Here is a 23,038-nt window from a genome sequence, read left to right as displayed (position 1 = left end):
GATCTTATGAGAAAAGCACCATGGCACTGCCATCAGGCAGTGCCATGGTGCTTTCGGACTTTACTTCAGGAAGTCAGGGACATCCAGGTCATCGGAGCGGCGGCCGGACAGGTCCGGCTCCACAACCGAAGGAAGGTCGACGTCGAAGCCGGCGTCGGCCGGGACGGCGGACGGGCGCTGCTGGCCCCAGCCGCCGTAACCGGAAGCACCGACTGTGGCGTGCAGCGGCTGCACCTGGGCCGAGGACGGAGCCTTGGCCGGGGCCGGAGCTGCTGCCGGCACTGCGGGTCGCTGCGGTGCCGACTGCGGCAGCGACTGGTCCATGGAGGGCGAGGTGGCCTTGACGTCGTCGAAGCCGGCCGCGATGACCGTGACGCGGGCCTCGTCACCGAGGGCGTCGTCAATGACTGCACCGAAGATGATGTTGGCTTCCGGGTGGGCGACTTCCTGGACCAGCCGGGCGGCCTCGTTGATCTCGAAGAGGCCGAGGTCCGAGCCGCCCTGAATGGACAGCAGGACGCCGTGCGCGCCGTCAATCGATGCTTCAAGCAGCGGGGAGGCAATGGCCAGTTCGGCCGCCTTGACCGCGCGGTCCTCACCGCGGGCAGAACCGATGCCCATCAGTGCCGAGCCTGCGCCCTGCATGACCGACTTGACGTCGGCGAAGTCGAGGTTGATCAGGCCGGGAGTGGTGATGAGGTCGGTGATGCCCTGGACACCGGACAGCAGGACCTGGTCCGCGGACCGGAACGCGTCAAGAACAGAAACGTTGCGGTCGCTGATGGAGAGCAGGCGGTCGTTCGGAATGACAATGAGGGTGTCGACCTCGTCGCGGAGGGCGTCGATTCCGGCTTCAGCGGAGCCCGCGCGGCGGCGGCCCTCGAAGGTGAAGGGGCGGGTGACAACGCCGATGGTCAGTGCGCCAAGCGACCGGGCGATCCGGGCGACGACCGGGGCGCCGCCAGTGCCGGTGCCACCGCCTTCACCGGCTGTGACAAAGACCATGTCAGCGCCGCGGATGACCTCTTCGATTTCCTCTGCGTGGTCCTCGGCTGCCTGACGGCCGACGTCCGGGTTCGCGCCGGCCCCCAGGCCGCGCGTCAGCTCACGCCCAATGTCGAGCTTGACGTCGGCATCACTCATCAACAATGCCTGCGCATCGGTGTTGACTGCGATGAATTCGACGCCGCGAAGACCGACTTCGATCATGCGGTTGACTGCGTTCACGCCACCGCCGCCGATGCCGACGACCTTGATGACGGCCAAGTAGTTCTGCGGAGCTGCCACGTTACGTGTCCCTTGTTCGTGTTCTATTGCGAAAACTGATGGAGTCGTACTTGAAGCTTTGAACCTTAACCTTCGACTTGAGGGTTATAGTTATGTCAAGTAACTCATGCGTCGACGCTATTTCCTATGCAGCCGACATTCAATAACCGGCCCCGCGTGTCGCCGTAATACCGCGAAAATCGCTCCTCGCGGGCCCGGGCGCTACTCGGCGTTCCGGGGCCGTCACCAAGTGCGGGCTCACTATCGCGTGACCGGATGCCGGGGCACGCTGATGTCGTAAATCCGGACTGGATTCTTTGGATCCGCGGGGGCCTTCAGCAGGGCCTGCAGCACCCTGGCCTTGAGCTCTTTTTCCCCCGCATTACCCCACACTATCGTCTGGCCGTCCACGAGCTTGAGTTCCACGGCATCGACAGACGAAGCCGAGGCGCTGGCGAGCCGGGAGAGAACTTCCGCGGGCAACGCGCCCAGGACCTCCGTGGTAGCACGGAACAAGTCCTTGGGCAGGGTGCCGTTACCGCCGTCAATGACCGGAAGGCGTGTCGACGCCGGGTCGGCGGCATCGCTCAGCCTCACACCGTCGACGTCGACCATCTGGTACGTCTGGCCCTGTTTGACCAGCGCCACCGGCACCCGCTCGGTCACCTTGACCTGCAGCGTCGAGGGCGGGCGGGCTTCGGTGGTGACTTCCTTGACCTGAACGAGGGGCTGCAGGAGGGCAGTCACGTCGTCGTCGCTGATCTGTGGCAAAGGCTTGCCCTGCAGCGGCGCGAGCGCCGTTTTTACCTGGTCGGGCGTCAGCATATTGGTGCCTTCCACGGAGACCGTGGTCAGCGCCAGGACGGGCGAATAGACGGCCGCCACAAGAAGTCCCGCAATGAGGACCGCCAGTGCGGCGAGGGTTCCCCACACGAGCCGCCTGCGCCGTTTGGCCCGGGGTTCGGGAAAGGACAGCACGTTGCCCTGCGGTGGCAACTTTCCCGCGGCGGCAGCGGTCCCCGCACTGTCCTTGGACGCCGTAATGACGTCGGCGGATGCCATACCACTGCCCGTCGACGGCGCGTTGCGCCCTGCCGGCAGATAGCCGGGCCTGCGGGTGCTAGGCATCGGAAGTGCCGCCGTTCAGGTCTGCGCCGTTCGGGGCGGCGGCGTTCGGGTATGCGCCGTTCAGGGCTGCGGCGTTCAGGGCTGCGACGATCAGCGGCCCGTAGGCCGTGACGTCCCCAGCGCCGACCGTGAGCACTATGTCACCCGGGGCGGCGGCGGACACGACGGACTGCACAGCCTCAATCCCCGGGCCCACGAGGCGTCCGCCGGCACCAAGGTGCGCGGCGATCAGTTGGCTGGTGACGCCCGGAATCGGATCCTCACGGGCCGGATAGATATCCAGGACGAGGGCGGAGTCGGCGGCGTTGAGGGCGTCGGCGAATTCTGCTGCGAATTCCCGGGTCCGGGAAAACAGGTGCGGCTGGAAGAGGACATGCAGCTTATGGCCCCCGGCCACCGACCGCGCTGCGGCCAGGGCGGCCCGCACTTCGGTGGGGTGGTGGGCGTAGTCGTCATAGACCCGGACACCGCAGCCTTCGCCTTTGAATTCAAAGCGCCGGGACGCGCCCGTGAAGTGGGCCAGCGCACCGGCGGCAACGCCGGGATCCACGCCGAGTTCCAGGGCGACGGCGAAGGCCGCCGCCGCGTTGAGGGCGTTATGGCGTCCGGGGACGTGCAGCTCGAGCGGGAAGCGTCCCTCGGGCGTGCTGATGGAGACGTCCCCCGGGCCGCCGTCGTGCAGGACGAGCTCGGCGTCAGCGCCGGTGCCGTAAAGCACCACCCGGGTGTTGCCCCGCTCCAGAGTCCGCCGGGCAAGGGCGCGGGCTCCGGCGTCGTCCGCGCAGGCCACCAGCACCCCGTCGGCCGGGAGCAGGGCCGTGAAGCGGTCGAAAGAGGCGTAGACGGCCTCGGCCGTCCCGTAGTAGTCAAGGTGGTCCGGTTCAACGTTGGTCACCACGGCGATCTGTGGACGGTAGTTCAGGAAGGAGCCGTCGGACTCGTCGGCTTCGGCGACGAAGATCGGGGTGGTGCCGCTCGCGGCGTTGACCCCCAGCGCGGGGACGTTTGCGCCGATCGCGAAGGACGGGTCCAGGCCGGCGCCCTGCAGAAGGACGGTAATCATTGACGTCGTGGTGGACTTGCCGTGGGTGCCGGCGACGGTGACGGCGGTGTCCGCAGCCATGGCGGCTGCCAGCGCCTCGGAGCGGTGCAGCACCGGGAGCCCGGCGCTGTGGGCGGCGGCCATCTCGGGATTATCCGCACGGATGGCCGAGCCTGCGACGACGCTTTGCGCGTCACCGAGGTTCACGGCGTCGTAGCCGACGCAGATCCTGGCCCCCGCTGCGGCGAGGTCGGCCATGACCGGTAAATCCTTGGCGTCGGAGCCGCTGACCGGCAGGCCACGGGCCACCAGGACGCGGGCCACGGCGGACATTCCGACTCCCCCGATGCCGATGAAGTGGACGCGGCCCAGTGACTCGCCGGTGCGGGTGGGCAGGGATTCGGTGTGGTGTTCGGGCTCGTGGTCGGGCTGGGTCATTTCCGTTACCGCTTCCTGCTGTGGTGCTTGGAGGACGTTGCCGCCGGCGAGCCTGCGCCTGCTGCGGCAGCGGCTTCCAGGACGAGATCGGCCATCCGCCGGTCGGCGTCCCGGATGCCGAGTTTTTCGGCGCTGGCCGCCATGCGTGCGAGCCGGTCGGGATCCTGCAGCAGGGGGATGAGATGGCCGCTGATCCAGTCCGGGGACAGCGTGCTGTCCGGAACCAGCAGGGCGCCGCCTGCCTCGACGAGGCCCGCGGCATTGAGCGCCTGCTCGCCATTGCCGATCGGCAGCGGCACGAAGACCGCGGGCAGGCCGACGGCGGCGACCTCGCAGACTGTGGCTGCGCCCGAGCGTGCCAGCAGGACATCGGCTGCGGCGTACACGGCTTCCATGCCGTCGACGTATTCGCGCTGGACGTAACCGGGGGCCGTCAGGAGCTTGCCGCCGGCGTCGTGCACTGCCTTGCCACGGCCGGTGATATGCAGGGTCTGGATGCCCGCCTCGGCGAGGACGTTCACAGACGCCGCAATGGTGCGGTTGATGCTCTGAGCTCCCGAAGATCCGCCGGTGACGATCAGGGCCGGGCGGTCCGGGTCGAGGCCGAGGGCTTCCCGGGCCGCTGTCCGGGCCGCTGACCGGTCAAGGCCGGAGATTTCTTTGCGCATCGGCATGCCGACGTGGCGGGCGGCGCCCAGTTTTGTTGCTGCGAACGCCACCGCAACGTGGCCGCCGAGCCGGGCGCCCACACGGTTTGCCAGCCCCGGGCGGGTGTTCGCCTCGTGGATGACAATGGGAATCTTGCGGCGCCAGGCCGCGACGTACATGGGGGTGCAGACGTAGCCCCCGACACCGACCAGGACGTCAGCCTCCGCCTCATCGAGGATGGCGCCGGCCTGTTTCACGGCGCCGGCGAGCCGGCCGGGCAAACGCAGCATGTCCGGGGAGGGCCGGCGCGGGAAGGGCACCCGGTTGACCGTGGCGAGGTCGAGCCCGGCGGCCGGGACCAGACGGGCTTCCATCCCGCCCGGAGAGCCCACGGCCAGGAGCCGGACGTCGGGGCGGACCTCCCGGAGGGTGTTGGCGATGGCCAGGAGGGGGCTGATGTGCCCGGCAGTTCCGCCGCCGGCAAGGACGACGGACAATGACGACTCGGTGTTCATGGGAACCTATTTACGCTTTCGTGCGGGGTTGGCGGGGGCTGGCCTTCGGGTGCCGGCCCCCGGTGAGGCTGAACGGTTGCCGGGTTTGGTGGTGGCCGGGGCCGCGTTCGGGGCCGCATCCCTGCCGGCCCCCGGTGAGGCTGAACGGTTGCCGGGTTTGGTGGTGGCCGGGGCCGCATCCCGGGCGGCGCCTCGGTCCGTTCTTGGGGGCGCGCTGCGTTCCGTGGTCCGGGCGACGCCGTGGGCTGCACTCCGGGCCGCGGTCAGCTTCCGTAAAGATGTTGCCAGCCCGGCTGGCCCGAACCTGAACAGGCGGTCCGGCTGGAGCCCGGGATCCATTTGGGCCCGGGCGAGGGACAGGACCACGCCGATTGCGCACAAGGACATGAGCAGCGCCGAGCCGCCGTAGGAAATAAACGGAAGCGGAATTCCCACCACGGGGGCCAATCCGGTGACCACCGCCATATTGACGGTCGCCTGGCCGAGGAGCCAGACCATGATGGTGCCGGCCAGGACGCGGTGGAACATGTCTTTCTGGGCCACCACGACACGGTAGATTGCGGTGCCGAGGATGGCGAAAAGGACGAGCACCACGAGGGTTCCGACGAGCCCGAGTTCCTCGCCGATGATGGCGAAGATGAAGTCGTTGTGGGCTTCGGGAATCCAGCTGTACTTCTGCCTGCTCTGGCCCAGGCCCACGCCGAACCAGCCGCCGGAGGCCAGTCCGTACAGGCCGTTGGTGGACTGGTAGTTCACGTCGGAGCCGTCAGCGCAGGTCTGTCCGGTCCAGGACAGGATTCGGCAGATGCGGTTGGGGCTGGTGATGGCCAGCACCACGGTGCCGGCGGCCAGGACGACGCCGGCGAGTCCGAAGAGGTAGAGCCGCACGCCGGCGAAGAACAGGGCGGCTGCGGTGATCATCATGACGATCATGGCGGTGCCGAGGTCGTTGCCCATGAGAATAAGCCCGATCACGCCGGCGGCGCCAGGGAGGACGACCGGCACCAGGGCGTGCTTCGCCTGCGACAGCAAGTTTGCTTTACGGTCCAGAACAGTGGCCATCCACAAGGCCAGCGCAAGTTTGGCTGCTTCGGAGGGCTGGAATGTGAAGGGGCCGACGTCGATCCAGTTCTGGTTGCCGAGGGCGCTGCGGCCCACAAGCAGTACCAGCCCGAGCAGCACGAACGCCACGACGATCGCGATCCAGGCCCCGCGCTTGAGCCAGACCACGTTGACCCGTGAGAGCAGGAACATGGCAAAGAGACCGATTCCGGCGAACAATCCCTGCTTCAGGGCGGCCGAGTAGGGCGACTCCCCTGCCGCGATCGCCTCAACACTGGAAGCGGAGAGCACCATGAGGATGCCGATCGCCGTGAGCGCCAAGGTGGATCCCAGGATCAGGTAGTAGGTGGAGCCGTTGCGCGACTTTCCGGAACCTTCCAGGGCGGACCAAAAACTCCGGTACCAGCCCCGGATGCTGCGACCGGCCGATTGCAGGCCGGTGCGCGGCCGCCCGAGCGGCGCCTTGGCCACGGGTCGCTGTTTGGCGGCCGATGCGGCCGCGGGGGTACGTGTGGGCGTGCTGACCATTGTTACTCCTCGGTGGTCTGAGCCTGCCCTTCCACGAGCTCGCGGACAGCTTCGATGAAGGCGTCGCCACGGTGAGCGTAGGAAGAGAACTGATCCATGGATGCAGCCGCCGGGGCCAAAAGCACAGTGTCACCGGAGGCAGCCAACTGCGCTGCCGACGCAACGGCCCGGGCCATCACAGTCTCACCGGGAATCGGCGGGGGCGCTGCTACGGCGTCGGCCGTTCCGGCAGTCTGCACCACTTCAGTTTCGCCCTTCCCCGCACCGATCACGGGGACATCCGGCGCGTGTCGCTGCAGAGCGGAGCGGAGATCCCCGGAGTCCGTGCCGATCAGGACCACAGCCTTAAGCCGGCCGGCATTTTCCTGGATCAGCGGCCCGTAATTGACACCTTTGGACAGCCCTCCGGCGATCCAGACAACATTGGTAAACGCGGACAGCGCGGCAGCCGCGGCATGCGGATTGGTGGCCTTCGAGTCATTGACCCACAGAACGCCGTTGTGACGGGCGACCGGCTGGATCCGGTGGTCTCCCGGCAGGTAGTCCAGCAGCCCCTTGCGGACGGCGGCCGGCTCGACGCCGTACGCGCGCACCAGGGCCGCGGCGGCGAGGGCGTTGGCCACCATGTGGCGCGGAGCGACGGCGCCGAGGTCGGAAACGGAGGCAAGTTCGGCGGCGCTGTCCTTGCGCTCGGCGATGAACGCGCGGTCCACCAGCAGTCCTTCGACGACGCCGAGCATGCTCACCGCCGGTGTCAGCGTAGTGAAAGCCACGGCACGGCAGCCGTCGACGACGTCGGCGTCCTCCACCATGCGTTCGGTTTCGATCTGCTCCGCGTTGTAGATGCAGGCCTTTTGGGTGTGTTCGTAGACCTTGGCCTTGTCCGCCAGGTAGGAGGCGTAGGAGCCGTGCCAGTCGACGTGGTCCTCCGCGACATTCAGGCAGACGCTTGCCACCGGCGAGACCGAGTGGCTCCAGTGCAGCTGGAAGCTGGAGAGTTCAACGGCGAAGACGTCGTAGTCCACCGGATCGCGCAGGGCGTCCAGGATCGGTGTGCCCACATTGCCCACGGCGATGGCTTTCAGTCCTGCCGCCTGCAGCATCGACTCGGTCAGTCCGACGGTGGTGGTCTTGCCATTGGTGCCGGTGATGGTGAGCCAGTCGGCGGTTTTGCGTCCCTGGCGTTTCCGCAGCCGCCAGGCAAGTTCGACGTCGCCCCAGACCGGGATGTGGGCCCGGGCCGCGGCAGCGAGCAGGGCCTGGTCAGGCCGCCAGCCCGGTGACGTAACGACCAGGTCCGGCAGCGCACCGTCGATTTTGGGCACGGCATCCACAGCGTCCTCACCGAGCAGGACGTCGACAGCGCCGACGATCCGCAGGGTGTCCGCCTGGGCGTGCGCCTTGGCGCCGGTGGCGGCATCCACCACCACCACCCGGGCGCCAAGTTCGATCAGCGTGTCCGCGGCAGCGAAACCGGAGATCCCGATGCCGGTGACGACCACCCGGAGTCCGGCCCAGCCGGAGTCCCAGCTGGTCAGGTTCTCGACCCGGGCTGAGGTGGTCAGGGGTTCGGGAATCGGACCGCTCACAGGAGTACCACCCATTCGGCGTAGAAGACGCCCAGCCCGGCGGCGACGAAGAGTCCGCAGAGGATCCAGAACCGGACGACGACGGTGACCTCTGCCCAGCCCTTGAGTTCGAAGTGGTGCTGGAGCGGGGCCATTTTGAAGAACCGTTTGCCCTTGGTGATTTTGAAGTAACCCACCTGGATAATCACCGAGAGGGTGATCAGGACGAAGAGGCCGCCGATGAAGGCCAGCAGCAGCTCGGTCCGGGACAGGATGGCGAAACCGGCGACGGCGCCGCCAATGGCCAACGACCCGGTGTCCCCCATAAAGATCTTGGCCGGTGAGGTGTTCCACCACAGGAAGCCGACCAAGGCGGCGCTGAGGATGGCGGCGAGCAGGGCGAGGTCCAGCGGATCGCGGACGCTGTAGCAGCCGGCGCCGGCTTGCCGGGGTGAGCCGCAGGCCTGGTTGCTCTGCCAGATTCCCATCAGCGTGTACGCGCCGAAGACCATAACGGACGCACCGGCAGCGAGTCCGTCGAGGCCGTCAGTGAGGTTCACGCCGTTCGTGGCGGCGGTGATGATCAGGTTTGACCACAGTACGAAGAGGAGGGCGCCGACCACCGTGCCGGCGAAAGCCAGGTTCAGCCAGGGGATGTCGCGGACCAGGGAGATCTGGTAGGACGCGGGGGTGAGGTCGTTTTCGTCGGGGAACTGCAGGGCAAGCACCGCGAAGATGATGCCCACGGCAGCCTGCAGGAGGAGCTTGGCTTTGGCGTTCAGGCCCAGGCTTCGCTGCTTGGAGATCTTGATGAAATCGTCCAGGAATCCCACCAGGCCCATGCCGACCATCAGGAACAGCAACAGGAGGGCCGACGCTGACGGGCCGGGCGAGTCAGGATTGATCAGCCACATGACGAAGTGGGTGATGCCGTAGCTGGCCAGCACCGCGAGAACCACGACCGTGCCGCCCATTGTGGGGGTGCCGCGCTTGGTGTGGTGCGAGGTGGGGCCGTCATCCCGGATGAATTGCCCGTAGCTCTTCCGGACCAGGTAGCGGATAAACAGCGGGGTGCCCAGGAAGGCGAACAACAGGGCCAGTCCGGCGCCCATCAGCAGTGCAATCACAGCAGCGCACTCCCTTCAGTGGCGGTTCCGGCAGCGGGGCCGGCAACAGGTCCGGCAGCGCCGGTGGTGGGTCCGGCAGCGCCGGTGGTGGGTCCGGCAGTAGTTCCGGGGGCTCGTGGGGGCAATGCTATCCGATCACCCAAATGACGCAGTCCAATGCTGTTGGAGGATTTGAACAGCACCAGGTCACCGGGCAGCAGCTCGTCCTGCAACAACTCGTACGCTTCCTCCGCGGTTTCCGCGAAGACACACTCGTTGCCCCAGGATCCCTCGTTGACGGCGGAGACGTAGAGCGAACGGGCCTCGCGTCCGACGACGAGGAGCCGCGAAATATTCAGCCGGACCACCTGCGTGCCGACGATCATGTGTTCCCGGATGGAATCCGGTCCGAGCTCCAGCATCGCTCCGAGCACAGCCCACGTCCGGCGGCCCCGGCCGAGGTCCGCGAGGGTGCGCAGAGCGGCGCGCATGGACTCCGGGTTGGCGTTGTACGCGTCGTTGATGATGGTGACGCCGTCGGTCCGCTCGGTGCGCTCCATGCGCCAGCGGCTGGCGGCCGTCTGGGCGGTGAGGGAGGCGGCGATCCGGTCCGCGGGGACGCCGGCAGCGTGCGCTGCCGCTGCCGCTGCCAGCAGATTGGCGGTGTGGTGGGCGCCGATCAACTTGGCTGCGACATGGTGCCCTTCGCTGTCACCGGGCAGGAACAAGTCAAATTCGGGACAGCCGCCGGCCGTGAGCCCCACGCCGTCGGCGCGGACCAGCTCAGCACCGGCTGGTTGGGGCGGGCCGCCGCGGGACGGCTGGGCGGTGTAGCCAAGGATGCTGGCGCGGGTGCGGGCAGCCATTGCAGCGACACGGGCGTCGTCAAGGTTGAGGACGGCGGTGCCGCCGGCCGCAAGGGCTTCGACGAGCTCACCCTTGGCCCGGGCGATGTTCTCAACGCCGCCAAACTCGCCGGCATGGGCGGTGCCGACGCCGAGAACCACTCCAATGTCGGGATGGACCATCGCGGCGAGGTAGCTGATGTGGCCCACTCCTGTGGCGCCCATCTCGATCACGAGGTAGCGGGTGTCCGGCCCGGCTTGGAAAACGGTCAGCGGCACTCCGACTTCGCCGTTGTAGGAACCCTGCGGGGCGACAGTAGTGCCCTCCGCGCCGAGGATCCCGGCCAGCAGGTCCTTGGTGGTGGTTTTCCCGGCGGACCCGGTGATGCCGATCACGGTCAGCGGCTCACCGTTGGCGGCGCGGCTGGCGCGGATCCGTCGGACGGCTTCCGCAGCGAGGGCGCCCATCGCCAGGACCGAGTCCTGGACCACGACGGCGGGAAAGGTGCTCCCGGCGCCGTCGGCAACATCGTGTTCGACCAGGGCAAGCACGGCGCCGCGTTCGAAAGCCGCGGACACGAAGTCGTGCCCGTCGGCCGTCTCCCCGGGCTTGGCCACGTAGAGGGATCCCGGGGAGGCTTCACGGGAGTCGGTTACCACCGAGCCGGGTGTAATGTCCGGTGCGGCGGCCAGCCGGCCGTTGGTTATGTCGGCGATTTCCGCCGCGGTAAATGCAATCATCTCGGTTTAGGACTCTATCCGCTGGTCTTCGAGAACGGTGAATCCCCGGGCTGTCAAGGCGGAGCGGAGCTCCACCCTGTCGTCGAGGGCGAGGTTGACGCCCTTGACTTCCTGCCAAATTTCGTGGCCCCGCCCTGCGACGAGGATGGTGTCGGCCGGACCCGCAATCTCCGCGGCTTTCCGGATGGCTGCGGCGCGGGGGAAGACCTCAAGGATGGTGCAGTCCAGCCCCTCGCGTTCTTTGGCCTCCACGGCCCCGGCCAGGACGTCGGCGCGGATTCCTGCGGCGTCCTCGTCGTGCGGGTCATCGTCGCTGACAAGAACGGTGTCGGCCAGGCGTGCTGCGATGGCACCCATGGCGGGCCGTTTGCTCTGGTCCCGCTGTCCCGTGGCGCCGAAGACGACAATTACCCGGGACCCGGGCTCCGGCGAGCGGACCGCTTCGAGTGCGCGGGCCAGGGCGTCCGGGTTGTGGGCAAAATCAACCACTGCTGCGGGGGCCGTCGATACGAGCTGCATGCGGCCGGGGACGGCGACGGTGAAGGGGTCGGCCGCATCGAGCGCGGACTGGACTGTGGCGGCATCCTGGCCGCCGGCGAGCACCATGACCGTCGCAAGCGCCGCGTTGGCGACATTGAAGCTTCCGGGCAGGCCGGTGTGGACGCGGAGTTCCGTGCCGTCCCGGTGCCGGAGGATAAAGTCCGTCCCGAGTCCGCGCGGGGCCGGATCAAGCACCACCCAGTCGGCTGCTGCGGGGGTCTCCCGCGATGGGCTGGATGGCTGTGTGGCCAGCGTGGTGACCGGGACGCCCGCGGCAACGGCGAGCTTGACGCCCCAGTCGTCGTCGACCGTCACGACGGCGGAGCGGGCCCGCCCGGGCGTGAACAGCTGCGCCTTGGTCTGGAAGTACTCCGCCATGCTCCCGTGCAGGTCCAGGTGGTCCTGGGTCAGGTTGGTGAACCCGGCGACGTCGAACTCGACGCCGTCGACGCGGTGGAACGCGATCGCATGCGAGGAGACCTCCATCGAAGCGGCGTCGAGGCCGCGTTCGCGCATCAGCGCCAGGAGGGCGTGGACATCGGTGGACTCCGGCGTCGTGAGGAGGCTGGGTATCGGCTCGCCGCCGGCCAGGATTTCGATGGTGCCGATCAGCCCTGTCTTCTGGCCGAGGGCCTGCAACAGGGCGTTGAGGAAGTAGGTGGTGGTGGTCTTGCCGTTGGTGCCGGTGACGCCGTAAAGAGCCGGCGACGCTGTATCGGCGGGCCTGCTGCGGTAGATCAGGGCGGACAGCCCGCCGACCAGGTTGCGGGGCTCCTCGGCCAGCAGCACGGGCACGGCCATGTCGTGCGAGACGGCCAGCAGGCGCGCTCCGGCGTCGTCCGTCAGCACGGCGGCGGCCCCGGCCGCCACAGCCTGGGAGACGAAGTCGGCCCCGTGCCGGCTGGCGCCGGGAAGGGCGACGTACAGGTCGCCGGGCTGCACGGTGCGGGAGTTGAGCGAGATCCCGGTGACCGGCACGGAGCCGGAGGCGCCGGGGACAACGACGCCGATCGACGTCCCGATGGTTGCCAACGGAACTGCGGCGACCGCTGTGGGCCGGAAGCCCGGGGCTGAACCTGGACCGGCCGGCTCGGCGGATGTGCCGGGGGCATTCTGATCTGACAAGTGGATCTCCATAGGTGGTGCTGGTGGATCTGGCGTTGCGCGCGGAGAAAGGCTCCGGCCCACTGGCTCAGTCTCCCGGTGCAGGTTCGCGGACGTGCGGGGTGGTGCTATTTTTTGGCGTATTGCGGCAGCCGGGCGGGCGTACCGGTGGACGGCGGGACGTTGTAGGTCCGCAGCGCCTGGCTCATGACCGACCGGAAGACCGGTCCGTTCGAGATTCCGTAGATATCGCCCTTGGGCCGTTGCAGGACCACTTCAACAATAAACCGGGGATCATCCATCGGCGCCATCCCCACCATGGAAGCCGTGTAGCCGCAGAAGCCTGCGGTCCCGTCGTCGCAGGGAGATTGCGACGTGCCGGTCTTGGCTCCGACCCGGTAGCCGTCGAGTCCGGCTTCCTTGATCTGGCCTTCGGTGACGGCGCTTTCCAGGATGTCCCGCACCTGCCGGGCGGTGTCCGGGGAAACGATTGTCCGCGGGTCCTGCACAGGTGCTTTTTCCTCGGTGCCGTCCGGATTGACGTAGCTGTCGATCAACCTCGGCTGGAGCATCACACCGTTGTTGGCGATGCTCTGGAATGCCCGGACAGTCTGCAGCGTCGACTGCGAGACGCCCTGGCCGAACAAGACGGTGTATTCCTGGCGGCCGTCCCATTGCTCGTAGGGGGTGAGGATACCCTGGGCCTGGGCCGGAAGTCCGACGTCCGGCGCTTCCCCGATGCCGAACTTCTTCAACCAGTTGTAGCGCTGCTCTTTGCTGAGCCGTTGCCCGGCCATGACGGTACCGGTGTTCATGGACCAGCCGAGGATGCCGGCGAGGGTCCGGTCCTCAGTGCCATGGGTGAAGGCGTCATTGAACGTCTGGCCATCGACGGTGTAGGAGGGCGGAATGGTGAACTTGTCCAGCGGGTTGGACAGTCCCTCCTCGATCAGGGCGGAAGCTGTGATCATCTTTTCCACCGACCCGGGCTCGTAGGCGGCGGTCACAGCACGGACACCGCGGTCCTTGGCCTCGACTTTGCCGGGGTCGTTGGGGTCCGGTGCGTTGGTGTCCGCCATGGCGACGATGTTGCCGGTCTTGATGTCCTGGACGATCACGACGCCCCACTCGGCGCTGAGTTTGTCCCGCTGGCTCTGGATCGCTTGTTGAGCGTAGTACTGGAGGTCGGAGTTCAGGGTGAGTTTGACGTCCTTGCCGTCCACGGCCGGAGTCAACTGGTCTACCCCGACCGGGATGCGCAGGCCGTCGGCACCGATCTCGAACAGCCGTTTGCCCGGGGTGCCCTTGAGGATCTCGTCCTGGGTCTGCTCCAGCCCGGCCTGGCCGGTGGTGCCGTCCTTCAGGAATCCCACAATTCCGCCGGCCACCGAGCCGTTGGGGTACACCCGTTTGCTGGTGCCTTCGGTGACGACCCCTGGGATTTGGAGCTTGGAGATCCGGTCCTCGACGTCAGGCTTGAGGTCCTTCGCCACGATGTAATAGCGCTGGTCCCCGGTCAGGGCGGTCTTGACGGCGTCCTCGTCCATGCCCAGAACGTCGGCCAGCTCCGAGATGCCCTGGTCACGGGAGATCTTGACGAGCTCTTCCTTGCCGTCCACCGGCTCCAGCCGGCGGAACGACTCGGTTTTGGTGTTGACTGTCTGGTCAACAACCAGGTTGTAGCGGATGACGCTGCTGGCCAGGATGTTTCCGTTGGAGTCAAGGATGCTGCCGCGCTCAGCGGGCAGCTCAATGGGCGTCAGCCTGTTCTGGAGCGCGGCCTCGGCCATGCCCCCTGCGTCCAGGCCCTGGACCATGAAGAGTTTTCCACCGACGACGAGCAGGAGCGTGAGCATGACGCCGAGCCCCAGCCGCAGGCGCCGCGTCGCGCTCGGCGCTTCCGTCTTGACTGCCTTGCCGGTCTTCTGCGCCACGATAAATCCTTGCTGCTTGCCTGGCTGGTGGTCCGTCCTGCGTTAGTGTCCCGGGACCTTTTGCGCGGGGGCCGGTACTGACCCTCCGTGGAGTTCGGCGGCGGGTGCTGCCGGGGCGACGGCGGCCGCTGCGGGCGCCGCTCCAACGGTACCCGCTGCTGCGCCGTCTCCGGCCCCGTCGGCGGGCTTCCGGTTGGCGAGCGGTTCCTGCACGGTGGCCGGCGGAACGACGCTGAGTTGTCCCGCCACCGCCGGAGCGGCAATAACGGCTCCGGCGGCGTCACCCTTCACTGCCGGCTTGGCCTTGCCCGTGACGGTCAGGGTGGACAGGTCGATCTGGCCCTTGGTGGTGGAGGCCACCATGCCCAGCCCGGTGGCCTTGGCGGCCAGGTTCTGCGGGGCGTCGAAGTTCTGCACCTGCTGCGCAAGGTCCTGGTTCTGCTTGGTGAGCGAAGACTGCTCGCTCCGCAGCTGGACCAGCTGGTACTGGGCGGTGGAAACAGAGATGTTGAGGACCAGCACGGCCATCAGGGCCACGGCCAGAAGACCGAAGCAAAGCACCACGAACGGCGCCCGGCGTTTCCGCGGCGCCGACCGCACCAGCGAGAGCGGGGTGCGCGCTTTCCGGGACGGGCCGGTATCGGGAGTAATCCCGGGCAGGGCTCGGGCCGTCGCACCTGAGGCAACGGGGTATCTGCTGACAGCGGCGGTGCTCATGCGGCCCTCCTGGCTTTGATGCGTTCCACGGCGCGGAGCCTGGCGGAAGCGGCACGTGGATTTTCTGCGATTTCGTCGGCGGTGGGTACCTCAGTACCCTTCGTCAAAGTTTTCAGTTCTGCTTTGTGCTCTTCGAGCTCCACGGGGAAGCCGAGGGGCGCGGAGGACTTGGATCCTGCCTGAAAGAACGTCTTGACAATCTTGTCTTCGAGTGAGTGGTAGGACATGGCCACCACGCGGCCGCCAACGGCGGTCGCTGCGATGGCGGCCGGAATGGCGCGTTCCAGGACGTCGAGCTCTTCATTGACCTCAATCCGGAGCGCCTGGAAGGTGCGCTTCGCGGGGTGCCCTCCCGACTTGGCCGCGCCGGACGGGACGACATCCCGGATTTGTTCGACGAGCTCTCCCGTCGTGGTGAACGGTTTCTCGGAACGCGTGGTGACGATGCGGTTGGCGATGCGGCCGGCGAACTTCTCCTCGCCCCATTTCCGAATGATCCGGACGAGGTCCTCTTCGCTGTAATTGTTGACGACGTCCGCGGCAGTCTGGCCGCGGCTCATGTCCATGCGCATGTCCAGCGGGGCGTCGAACGAGTAAGCGAACCCGCGTTGGCGTTCGTCGAGCTGGAGCGAGGAGACGCCGAGGTCCAAAAGGATGCCATGGACCTCTTCAAAGCCGAGGTCCTCCAAAATGTCAGGAATTTCGTCATACACGGCGTGCACCAAGTCAATCCGGTCGGCGAAAGGCCGAAGGCGCTCCCCCGCGAGGGCCAGGGCTTCCTCATCACGGTCGATCCCGATCAGGTGCAGGTCCGGGAACCGCTGCAGCAGGGCCTCAGCATGGCCGCCCATGCCAAGGGTGGCGTCGATGACCACGGGGGTTTCGCCACGGCCGCGCGCCGCCTCGAATCCCGGGGCCAACAAACTGATGCACCGGTCCTTCAGGACCGGCACATGCCGTTCGGACGTGGGCTTCGACTGGTTGGCGTCCGTCATACCTGCGTCCTTTCGTTGTCCGGCTGATGTTTGGTGGGCGGCTGACTGCCAGTGCCGCTTCTTGATTCAGATCCCCATCCGCGCCTACCCGCGTTCGCCTGGCTCCGGGGAAGTGAGCCAGGAGAACAACCGGGTGGGCGGCTGGAGATCTCAATCAAGAACGGTGCACTGCTGGTTGTTGCATGTGGGGTTCTAGAGAATCCCCGGTATTGCGTCGTCGGTCTCCGAGAAGGCCGTTTCCTTCTCAGCGAGGTACTCGGTCCAAGCCTCGGCGTCCCAGATCTCTGCGCGGGTTCCTGCGCCGATGACGGCAAGTTCCCGGCCGAGCCCGGCATACTCCCGGAGCGCTGCGGGAATGGTCACGCGCCCCTGCTTGTCAGGTACCTCATCGGAGGCTCCCGACAGGAACACACGGATGTAGTCCCGGGCCTGCTTGCTGGAGATAGGAGCCTCCCGCATCTGCTCGTGAACCCGGCCGAATTCCGCCTCACTGAAGACGTAGATGCAGCGTTCCTGGCCCCTTGTGAGAACCAGTCCGCCGGCGAGCTCCTCGCGGAACTTGGCGGGGAGAATAATCCGGCCCTTTTCGTCCAGGCGCGGCGAATGTGTGCCGAGAAACACGGCCCACCGCCTGTCTGATCGTAGGAAGCCCAACGTCCCCCGTGTTGCCACTACCCTCTTACGTCCTCCACAGTACTCCACTTCCCTCCACAGTCAACGACACGCCGCAGGTTGCCGCCCCTATTTATGGGGCAGCTGCCGGCACGATCCCCGGGGCAGCCTGGTGGGCCGAAGTGGAGGAAATTTTGCCAGCCAGCTGCCGGCAGCCGGGGTTGGCCGGTCGACTGCAGGCTGTGCTGGCGGAATTTCCGGCTGGATAGACTGGCCGGAGCCGGCATTAACCAAAAAAGGCCCGCCGAAGCGGGTCTTTTACGCCACCGGGTGCGGCCGGTGGCGGGAAGTGGAGTGGGTGGCCGCTGGCCGGCGGATCAGGGCTCGCCGCGGTGCCGCTCGTCCCAGCGTTCCTCAAGATTGCTCATGAAGGAACTCCTGGGCTTGCCGGATTTCCCGGCCGGTCCCGGAGCCTTCGCCTTGCCGGCCCCGGCACCACGCATGGTCGCGTAATAAACGCCGGCGCCCATGACAACAAATCCCAGGACTCCGACCAGGATGTTCTGGATCGTCACGCCCAGGAGTAACAGGACCACACCGGCCAACGTGGCCAAAACGCCGATCACCAGATGGCGCGTTGACCACGACCGCCCGGCGTCCGAGCCCATGGAACTGGCGAATTTGGGATCGTCCTCATGCAGCTGCTTCTCAAGTTGCTCCAGCAACTTCTGTTCATGCTCCGAGAGCGGCATCACGACCTCCTTGAGTCGACCAGCGTCCAACTGACGTGGCCAGTGTCTTTAACCCCACAACGTGCGGGAATACCGTGTGGTTCCCATTCTCCGTCGCTGGTCGAATGGGGATTTTCACGGCCGCTTCCGGGGTGTTCAGCAGGTCATGCATCGGTGGCGAACGCTCGATCCAGTCATTGTCACACTTACGTATAACTAAGAATAGATTGTTGCGCGCTGTTCTGAAAGGTGCCGGAGGTCCCCTTCGCCCGCCGCGCCGGTACCTCAGGTTGCCGGTCTCAGCCCGGCGTGTTTCCGGGGTCCAGGAGCCGGGCTGGAAGCACCGACTTTGTCCCGAACTTCCGGGTCACTTGGTCCAGGACTTGCTCTGCAGCGCGCCAGTTGTCGTCCCGGCGGTCAAGGCTCAACTGCAGCGGTGCCTGCGCTGCCTCCTCGAGCTGTTCGGCCCGGATGCCTACGAGCCGGACGGTCATGGGACGGTCGCCGAGGGATTCGAGCAGTTGGACGGCGACGGCGTACAGCAGCTGTGCGCTGTCGATCGGGGTGCTCACCGTCCGGCTGCGGGTGATAGTGGAGAAGTCGGCGTAGCGCAGTTTCAGGGCCACGGTGCGTGCATGCATGCCGGCGCTGCGGAGCCGTTCCGCGGTGCGGTGCGAAAGGCGCAGCAGTTCCCGGTGCAGCAGCGCCTCGTCCGCCGTGTCCACGGCAAACGTCTCTTCCGCACCTATGCTCTTTTCAAGCCGGACAGGTGTCACCGGGCGGGGGTCAATCCCCCACGACAGCCGGTACACGTGCTCTCCCGAAGCGCCGAGCACTTTCCGCAGCGATGGCAGCGGAGACGCCGCGACGTCAGCGACGGTCCGGATGCCCATCCGGGACAACACCTCCACTGTTTTGGCCCCGACGCCCCAGAGGGCGCTCACCGGAAGGCTGTGCAGGTACGCGACTGTTTCCTCCGGACCGATGAGCAACAACCCGTCCGGCTTGCAGCGGGTGGACGCGATCTTCGCCACGAACTTGCTGGCGGCTATTCCCACGGATGCGGTGATGCCCAGTTCGCTGCGGACGCGGGTCCGGATGAGTTCGCCAATCTGGCGGGGCGGGCCGAGCCGCCGGATGGCGCCTCCGACGTCGAGGAAGGCCTCGTCCACACTGAGTGGCTCCACAAGTTCGGTGATCGAACCGAAGATCGCCATGATCTGGCCCGATACCTCCTGATACACCCTGTGCCGGGGCTCGATCACGGTCGCGGCAGGACACATGCGCATGGCAACCGCCATGGGCATGGCCGATTTCACGCCAAACCTGCGGGCTTCGTACGAGGCGGACAGTACGACGGATCGGTCGGCGGGGTAGCCGACAATGACAGGCCTGCCAACGAGCCCCGGGCGGCTGCGCAGCTCCACGGAAACGTAGAACGCGTCCATGTCCACGTGCATGATGCTGCTCCGCCGAAGCTCGCGCAATTGCTCTTCGCTGAACCGTCTGGCTGCGCCTTGGGGAGACTGCTCCCGCTGCTGTTTATCCTGGTCCGGCCGCACGACTTCAATCCTATGCCCGGGGACTGACTAAACTGGAGGCTGCATCCGGCGTCAACACCAGGAGGACAGTCTCTGTGAAGGTATTTGGACAGCGCAACCGTGCCGCGGGAGCCCTTGTGGCGGCGGCCGCGATGGCGGCCCTGGCCGCATGCACGCCCGCCGGCCCCGGAGCTGTTTCCTCGGACTCCCCCTCGGTTTCGGCTGCACCATCCTCGGCCCAGCCCGCCACGACGGTATCCGCCAGCGCCTCCGCAGAACCAGGCACATCGGCCACTGTCGGCGCCCTGGTACCGGGATTTCCGGCGACGCTCCTGCCGGTGATGCCCGGCGCCAAAGTTGTCTCGAGCAGTTTCGATAAGACCACTACGCCGGCCACCGTTGCACTCGTGGGCAGCATCACCGCACCGTCCGCCGACGTGCTGGCGTTCTATACAAAGGAACTTCTTGCCCAGGGCTTCCAGGCCGTCCCGGGGGAAGCCGTCGGTGCCGTCCCCTCCAAGGACTTCCTCCGCGGCGACAACGAAACGGTCAACCTTTCCGTGATCGAAGCCGCCGGCGTTTCCACCTTCACCATCGGCGCGAACGTCGCCGCTGAGTCCGTCAAGTGACCCTCGCGGAGCAGTTGCGCCTGGAACAGGCAGCCTACGTAGCCGCCGTCGCCGGAAAGCTCACCGAGTTCCTCACCGCCCGCCAATCGGTGATGTCCTCGATCTCCCCGGACATCGATCCCTTGATGGGATCAATCTCCAACCTTGTTACGGGCGGGAAACGCCTGCGTGCCCTCATGTGCTACTGGGGTTGGCGCGGCGCCGGCGGGACGGCCGGAGCCGACGAGGTGGTGACCGCAGGGTCGGCGTTGGAGCTTTTCCAGGCCGCGGCGCTGATTCATGATGACATCATCGACCGCTCGGACACCCGCCGGGGCGGACCCAGCGTGCACCGGCGGTTCAGCGAACTGCACGCGGCGCGGGATTGGGCGCTGGACAGCGAACGATTCGGGCACGCGGCAGCCATTCTGACCGGGGATTTGTGTCTGTCCTTCAGCGAGGAGTCGTTTACCGAGATTGGCCGAAGCGCTGCTTCCGGAACCCGCGCCCGGCTGATCTTCAACCTGATGCGCGCCGAGGTCATGGCAGGGCAGTATCTTGACATCCTTGAGGAAGTCGCCGGACCGAGGCGTGACCGGGCCGGTGCCGTCAGCCGGGCCCAGTCGATCATCCGCTTCAAGTCGGCCAAATACTCCACTGAACACCCGCTGGCGCTCGGTGGCGCCCTTGCCGGCGCCCACGACGAGCTGCTGCGCGGCTACTCGGCGTTCGCCCTCCCCCTCGGCGAGGCCTTCCAGCTCCGTGATGACGTTTTGGGAGTCTTCGGCGACCCGGTCACTACCGGTAAACCAGCCGGAGATGATCTCCGCGAGGGAAAGCGGACAGTATTGATCGCTTTCGCCCTGGACATGGCCAGCCCGGCCGAGTCGGAGTTCATTGACGCAAAGCTGGGCAGCCCCGGCCTGGACGACGCCGACGTGGACGAAATCCGCCGGATAATCGCGGACTGCGGGGCGCTCCAGGCCACAGAGGCGCTCATTGACGAATTTGGGCGCGCCGCGTATTCCGCCTTGGATCTTCTGCCGCTGGAGGAGCTGCCGAAAACGGCGCTCCGCAAGCTGGCGGAAGCCACCGTCAGCCGCGCCGCCTAAGCTGTCGAGGCGTTTGCTGCAAGTCCAGAGCCCCGGCGCCTCGACCTGTCCAACGGCCCAGGTCCGGTGACAGCGCAGGCCCTGCACCTCTTATAGGTGCAGGGCCTGCGTCGCATAATACGTGTGCGGTGATCGTCCCGGCGGCGCTGCTACCAGGCCAGGGACTGCGCCCGGCGACGAATTTCGGTTTTGCGGCCTTCACGCAGGGCGTCGATCGGACGGCCCCGCAATGATTCATCAGGGGTGAACAGCCAGGTAATAAGTTCCTCATCGGAATAGCCCGCATCGGCCAGGACCACAATGGTGCCCTTGAGACTTTCGACGGCGTGACCGTCCTGGATGAACTCCGCGGGGACGCAACGGATCCGGCGCTCACCGACCCGCAGCGCGGCCACCGCCCGTTCGTCCAGGAGGGCGTGGACCTTGGTAATCGAAACGTTCAACAGCTGTGCGACATCGGGCAGGGGCAGCCATTCGCCCACAAGGCTTTCTACATTACTCACGGATCAAGATTGCCATGCCGGGTACCCCTGCGCCTAGTCGGCGTCGCCGCCGGAAGCCGCTGCTCCCGCACCGCTCCGGGCCGGGCCCCGGGCCGCCCCGGCGAACCTCCCCAAACAACTCTTTGCATTTTGTCAAACAGTTCTTGTGCTAATTCCCAATTCATGAGAGATTCACCTAGATCACATTCGCCACAGCAATAACTTTGGTCACACTGGTATCACCAGTAATGCCGGCCATACCCGCAGCGTTCGCCGCTGAGAAGAGGACCTTTCCCATGACGACGTTTCGTTCGCCTAGACCCAGCCTGCCCATGATCGCGGCCACGACGGCGGCTCTTCCCGCCGTCATTCTGTCTTCCCTGGCCATCGCCCAGCCGGCCGCGGCGGAGTCGCGTCCCCGCGCCATCCCGGCCACCCTTGCTGCAGCGATGCAGGCGCAGGCCCACGGTCACACTGTCCGGTCGCTGGCTCCGGCGGTGATCCCTGCGGGCTTCCTTCCGGCCGCCGTGCCGTCCGCATTCCGCCCCACCCAGGTCCCGGCTCCGGCCCAGTACACGATTGCCCGCGGTGACACGATCAGCGGGATCGCCGGCAAGTTCGGCCTGGACACGCACGCCATCCTGAAGCTGAACCAACTGCAGGCCAACACCATCATCTACCCCGGCCAGAAGATCAAGCTCGGCGGCCAGGCGACGGCCCCGGCCGTTCCCGCGGCTCCGGCCACTCCTGCGGCGCCCAGCAGCTCCTACACTGTTAAATCAGGCGACACCCTCAGCGCCATCTCGGGCCGCCACGGCGTCAAGCTCTCGGAAATTCTCAGCTGGAACGGGCTCAACATGGGCTCCATCATCTACCCCGGCCAGAAAATCAGGATTGGCGGCGGCAGCGCGGCCCCCGCTCCCTCTGCTCCGGCCACACCTTCGGCTCCAGCTCCGGTGGCACCCGCCGCCACTCCGGCACCGGCTTCCTACACCATTAAATCCGGCGATACCCTCTCCGGCATCGCGGCCAGGAACGGCGTCAAGCTTGCTGACCTCCTCTCCGCCAACCGGCTGAGCATGAGCAGCATCATCTACCCCGGCCAGAAGCTCGCGCTTCGGGGCGGGTCCCTTGCACCGGCCGCCACGAAGCCCGGAGCCACAGTGACTCCCCTCGTTCCGAGCACCTTCCTTGGCTACAGCTACCCGGCCGCCGTGGTCAATTCCGCCAACCAGAACAAGGCCCTGCTCAATGCTTCGCCGGTCCCCAGCCGAGCGCAGATGAAGACCATCGTGACGGACTCCGCACGCCGCATGGGAGTGGACCCGGCGCTTGCCCTGGCCTTTGCCTTCCAGGAATCCAGCTTCGACCACCGCTCGGTGTCCCCGGCCAACGCGATCGGCACGATGCAGGTCATTCCGTCCTCCGGCCAGTGGGCCTCGGACCTCGTGGGGCGCAAGCTGAACTTGCTGGACCCTTATGACAACGCCACCGCTGGCGTCGCCATCATCCGCCAACTGGTCCGTTCCAGCCCGAACCTGGACTCGGCCATCGCAGGCTACTACCAGGGTCAGTACTCCGTCAGTAAGTACGGCATGTACGACGACACCAAGCGCTACGTTCAGTCGATTAAGGCGCACCGGAACACCTTCGGCTAGAAGCCGGAAGGGGCGCGCCGCGGGAATTCACCCCCGCGGGAAGGCCGGCGGATAACGATACGGGTCCGGATCGCATGTTGATTCGGGCCCGTTTCCGTGCAGCGATTAGGATCGTAG

At 66.6% G+C, this 23,038-nt stretch carries 19 protein-coding genes; 3 read left to right on the top strand and 16 right to left on the bottom strand.

Going from position 1 to position 23,038, the window contains the following annotated elements; all coding sequences use genetic code 11:
• Positions 1-60: 60 nt before the first annotated feature.
• From ftsZ to dinB, 15 genes are all read right to left on the bottom strand, one after another.
• Positions 61-1,287, bottom strand: coding sequence for a cell division protein FtsZ (gene ftsZ, locus RCH15_RS13035; protein ID WP_326961091.1), 1,227 nt, complete (start codon positions 1,285-1,287; stop codon positions 61-63).
• A 240-nt stretch (positions 1,288-1,527) separates the two neighbouring features.
• Positions 1,528-2,394: a cell division protein FtsQ/DivIB gene (locus tag RCH15_RS13030; protein WP_326962290.1), complete on the bottom strand. Its 867-nt coding sequence runs from the start codon at positions 2,392-2,394 to the stop codon at positions 1,528-1,530.
• A complete protein-coding gene (gene murC, locus RCH15_RS13025; protein WP_326961089.1) occupies positions 2,387-3,874 on the bottom strand; it encodes a UDP-N-acetylmuramate--L-alanine ligase in 1,488 nt (495 codons plus the stop codon). Before murC ends, RCH15_RS13030 begins: the two co-directional genes overlap by 8 nt.
• Before the next feature lie 5 nt (positions 3,875-3,879).
• Positions 3,880-5,037, bottom strand: coding sequence for an undecaprenyldiphospho-muramoylpentapeptide beta-N-acetylglucosaminyltransferase (gene murG / locus RCH15_RS13020; protein ID WP_326961088.1), 1,158 nt, complete (start codon positions 5,035-5,037; stop codon positions 3,880-3,882).
• A gap of 6 nt (positions 5,038-5,043) precedes the next feature.
• Positions 5,044-6,627, bottom strand: a complete 1,584-nt coding sequence (gene ftsW, locus RCH15_RS13015; protein WP_326961087.1) for a putative lipid II flippase FtsW — start codon at positions 6,625-6,627, stop codon at positions 5,044-5,046.
• 2 nt (positions 6,628-6,629) lie between these two features.
• Entirely contained in the window at positions 6,630-8,231 is a 1,602-nt protein-coding gene (murD, locus tag RCH15_RS13010; protein WP_326961086.1) for a UDP-N-acetylmuramoyl-L-alanine--D-glutamate ligase, read from the bottom strand.
• Positions 8,213-9,322 carry a phospho-N-acetylmuramoyl-pentapeptide-transferase gene (gene mraY, locus RCH15_RS13005; protein WP_326961085.1) on the bottom strand — a complete coding sequence of 370 codons (1,110 nt, stop codon included), beginning with the start codon at positions 9,320-9,322 and terminating at the stop codon, positions 8,213-8,215. The genes murD and mraY overlap by 19 nt, the downstream gene beginning before the upstream one ends.
• Positions 9,319-10,887 carry a UDP-N-acetylmuramoyl-tripeptide--D-alanyl-D-alanine ligase gene (locus RCH15_RS13000; RefSeq protein ID WP_326961084.1) on the bottom strand — a complete coding sequence of 523 codons (1,569 nt, stop codon included), beginning with the start codon at positions 10,885-10,887 and terminating at the stop codon, positions 9,319-9,321. Before RCH15_RS13000 ends, mraY begins: the two co-directional genes overlap by 4 nt.
• Before the next feature lie 6 nt (positions 10,888-10,893).
• Positions 10,894-12,564 (bottom strand): UDP-N-acetylmuramoyl-L-alanyl-D-glutamate--2,6-diaminopimelate ligase, encoded by a 1,671-nt coding sequence (locus tag RCH15_RS12995; RefSeq protein ID WP_409017132.1) that lies wholly within the window; start codon positions 12,562-12,564, stop codon positions 10,894-10,896.
• Between the two features lie 95 nt (positions 12,565-12,659).
• Complete coding sequence (locus RCH15_RS12990; RefSeq protein WP_326961082.1) at positions 12,660-14,465, bottom strand: peptidoglycan D,D-transpeptidase FtsI family protein; 1,806 nt, start codon at positions 14,463-14,465, stop codon at positions 12,660-12,662.
• 42 nt (positions 14,466-14,507) lie between these two features.
• Positions 14,508-15,182 carry a hypothetical protein gene (locus RCH15_RS12985; protein WP_326961081.1) on the bottom strand — a complete coding sequence of 225 codons (675 nt, stop codon included), beginning with the start codon at positions 15,180-15,182 and terminating at the stop codon, positions 14,508-14,510.
• Complete coding sequence (rsmH, locus tag RCH15_RS12980) at positions 15,179-16,177, bottom strand: 16S rRNA (cytosine(1402)-N(4))-methyltransferase RsmH (RefSeq protein ID WP_326961080.1); 999 nt, start codon at positions 16,175-16,177, stop codon at positions 15,179-15,181. The genes RCH15_RS12985 and rsmH overlap by 4 nt, the downstream gene beginning before the upstream one ends.
• 192 nt (positions 16,178-16,369) lie before the next feature.
• Positions 16,370-16,798: a division/cell wall cluster transcriptional repressor MraZ gene (gene mraZ, locus RCH15_RS12975; RefSeq protein WP_326961079.1), complete on the bottom strand. Its 429-nt coding sequence runs from the start codon at positions 16,796-16,798 to the stop codon at positions 16,370-16,372.
• A gap of 368 nt (positions 16,799-17,166) precedes the next feature.
• Positions 17,167-17,541, bottom strand: coding sequence for a DUF3040 domain-containing protein (locus tag RCH15_RS12970; RefSeq protein ID WP_326961078.1), 375 nt, complete (start codon positions 17,539-17,541; stop codon positions 17,167-17,169).
• A gap of 278 nt (positions 17,542-17,819) precedes the next feature.
• Positions 17,820-18,980, bottom strand: coding sequence for a DNA polymerase IV (gene dinB, locus RCH15_RS12965; RefSeq protein ID WP_326961104.1), 1,161 nt, complete (start codon positions 18,978-18,980; stop codon positions 17,820-17,822).
• Between the two features lie 176 nt (positions 18,981-19,156).
• Here dinB and RCH15_RS12960 point away from each other — a divergent pair, with 176 nt between their 5' ends.
• The gene (locus RCH15_RS12960) at positions 19,157-19,690 is read left to right on the top strand and encodes a hypothetical protein (RefSeq protein WP_326961077.1); all 534 of its coding nucleotides are present in this window, start codon (positions 19,157-19,159) and stop codon (positions 19,688-19,690) included.
• Positions 19,687-20,781, top strand: a complete 1,095-nt coding sequence (locus RCH15_RS12955) for a polyprenyl synthetase family protein (protein WP_326961076.1) — start codon at positions 19,687-19,689, stop codon at positions 20,779-20,781. The genes RCH15_RS12960 and RCH15_RS12955 overlap by 4 nt, the downstream gene beginning before the upstream one ends.
• 149 nt (positions 20,782-20,930) lie before the next feature.
• Here the strand turns inward: RCH15_RS12955 and RCH15_RS12950 are convergent, their stop codons facing one another.
• Positions 20,931-21,284 (bottom strand): Rv2175c family DNA-binding protein, encoded by a 354-nt coding sequence (locus RCH15_RS12950; protein ID WP_326961075.1) that lies wholly within the window; start codon positions 21,282-21,284, stop codon positions 20,931-20,933.
• A gap of 275 nt (positions 21,285-21,559) precedes the next feature.
• Between RCH15_RS12950 and RCH15_RS12945 the strand changes: the two genes are divergently transcribed.
• On the top strand, positions 21,560-22,921 hold the full coding sequence (locus RCH15_RS12945; protein WP_326961074.1) for a LysM peptidoglycan-binding domain-containing protein: 1,362 nt from the start codon (positions 21,560-21,562) through the stop codon (positions 22,919-22,921).
• Positions 22,922-23,038: the final 117 nt, after the last annotated feature.

Source organism: Arthrobacter sp. MP_M4, from assembly GCF_035984855.1.
GTDB lineage: Bacteria > Actinomycetota > Actinomycetes > Actinomycetales > Micrococcaceae > Arthrobacter.
This window is presented reverse-complemented; position numbering and strand designations above follow the sequence as displayed.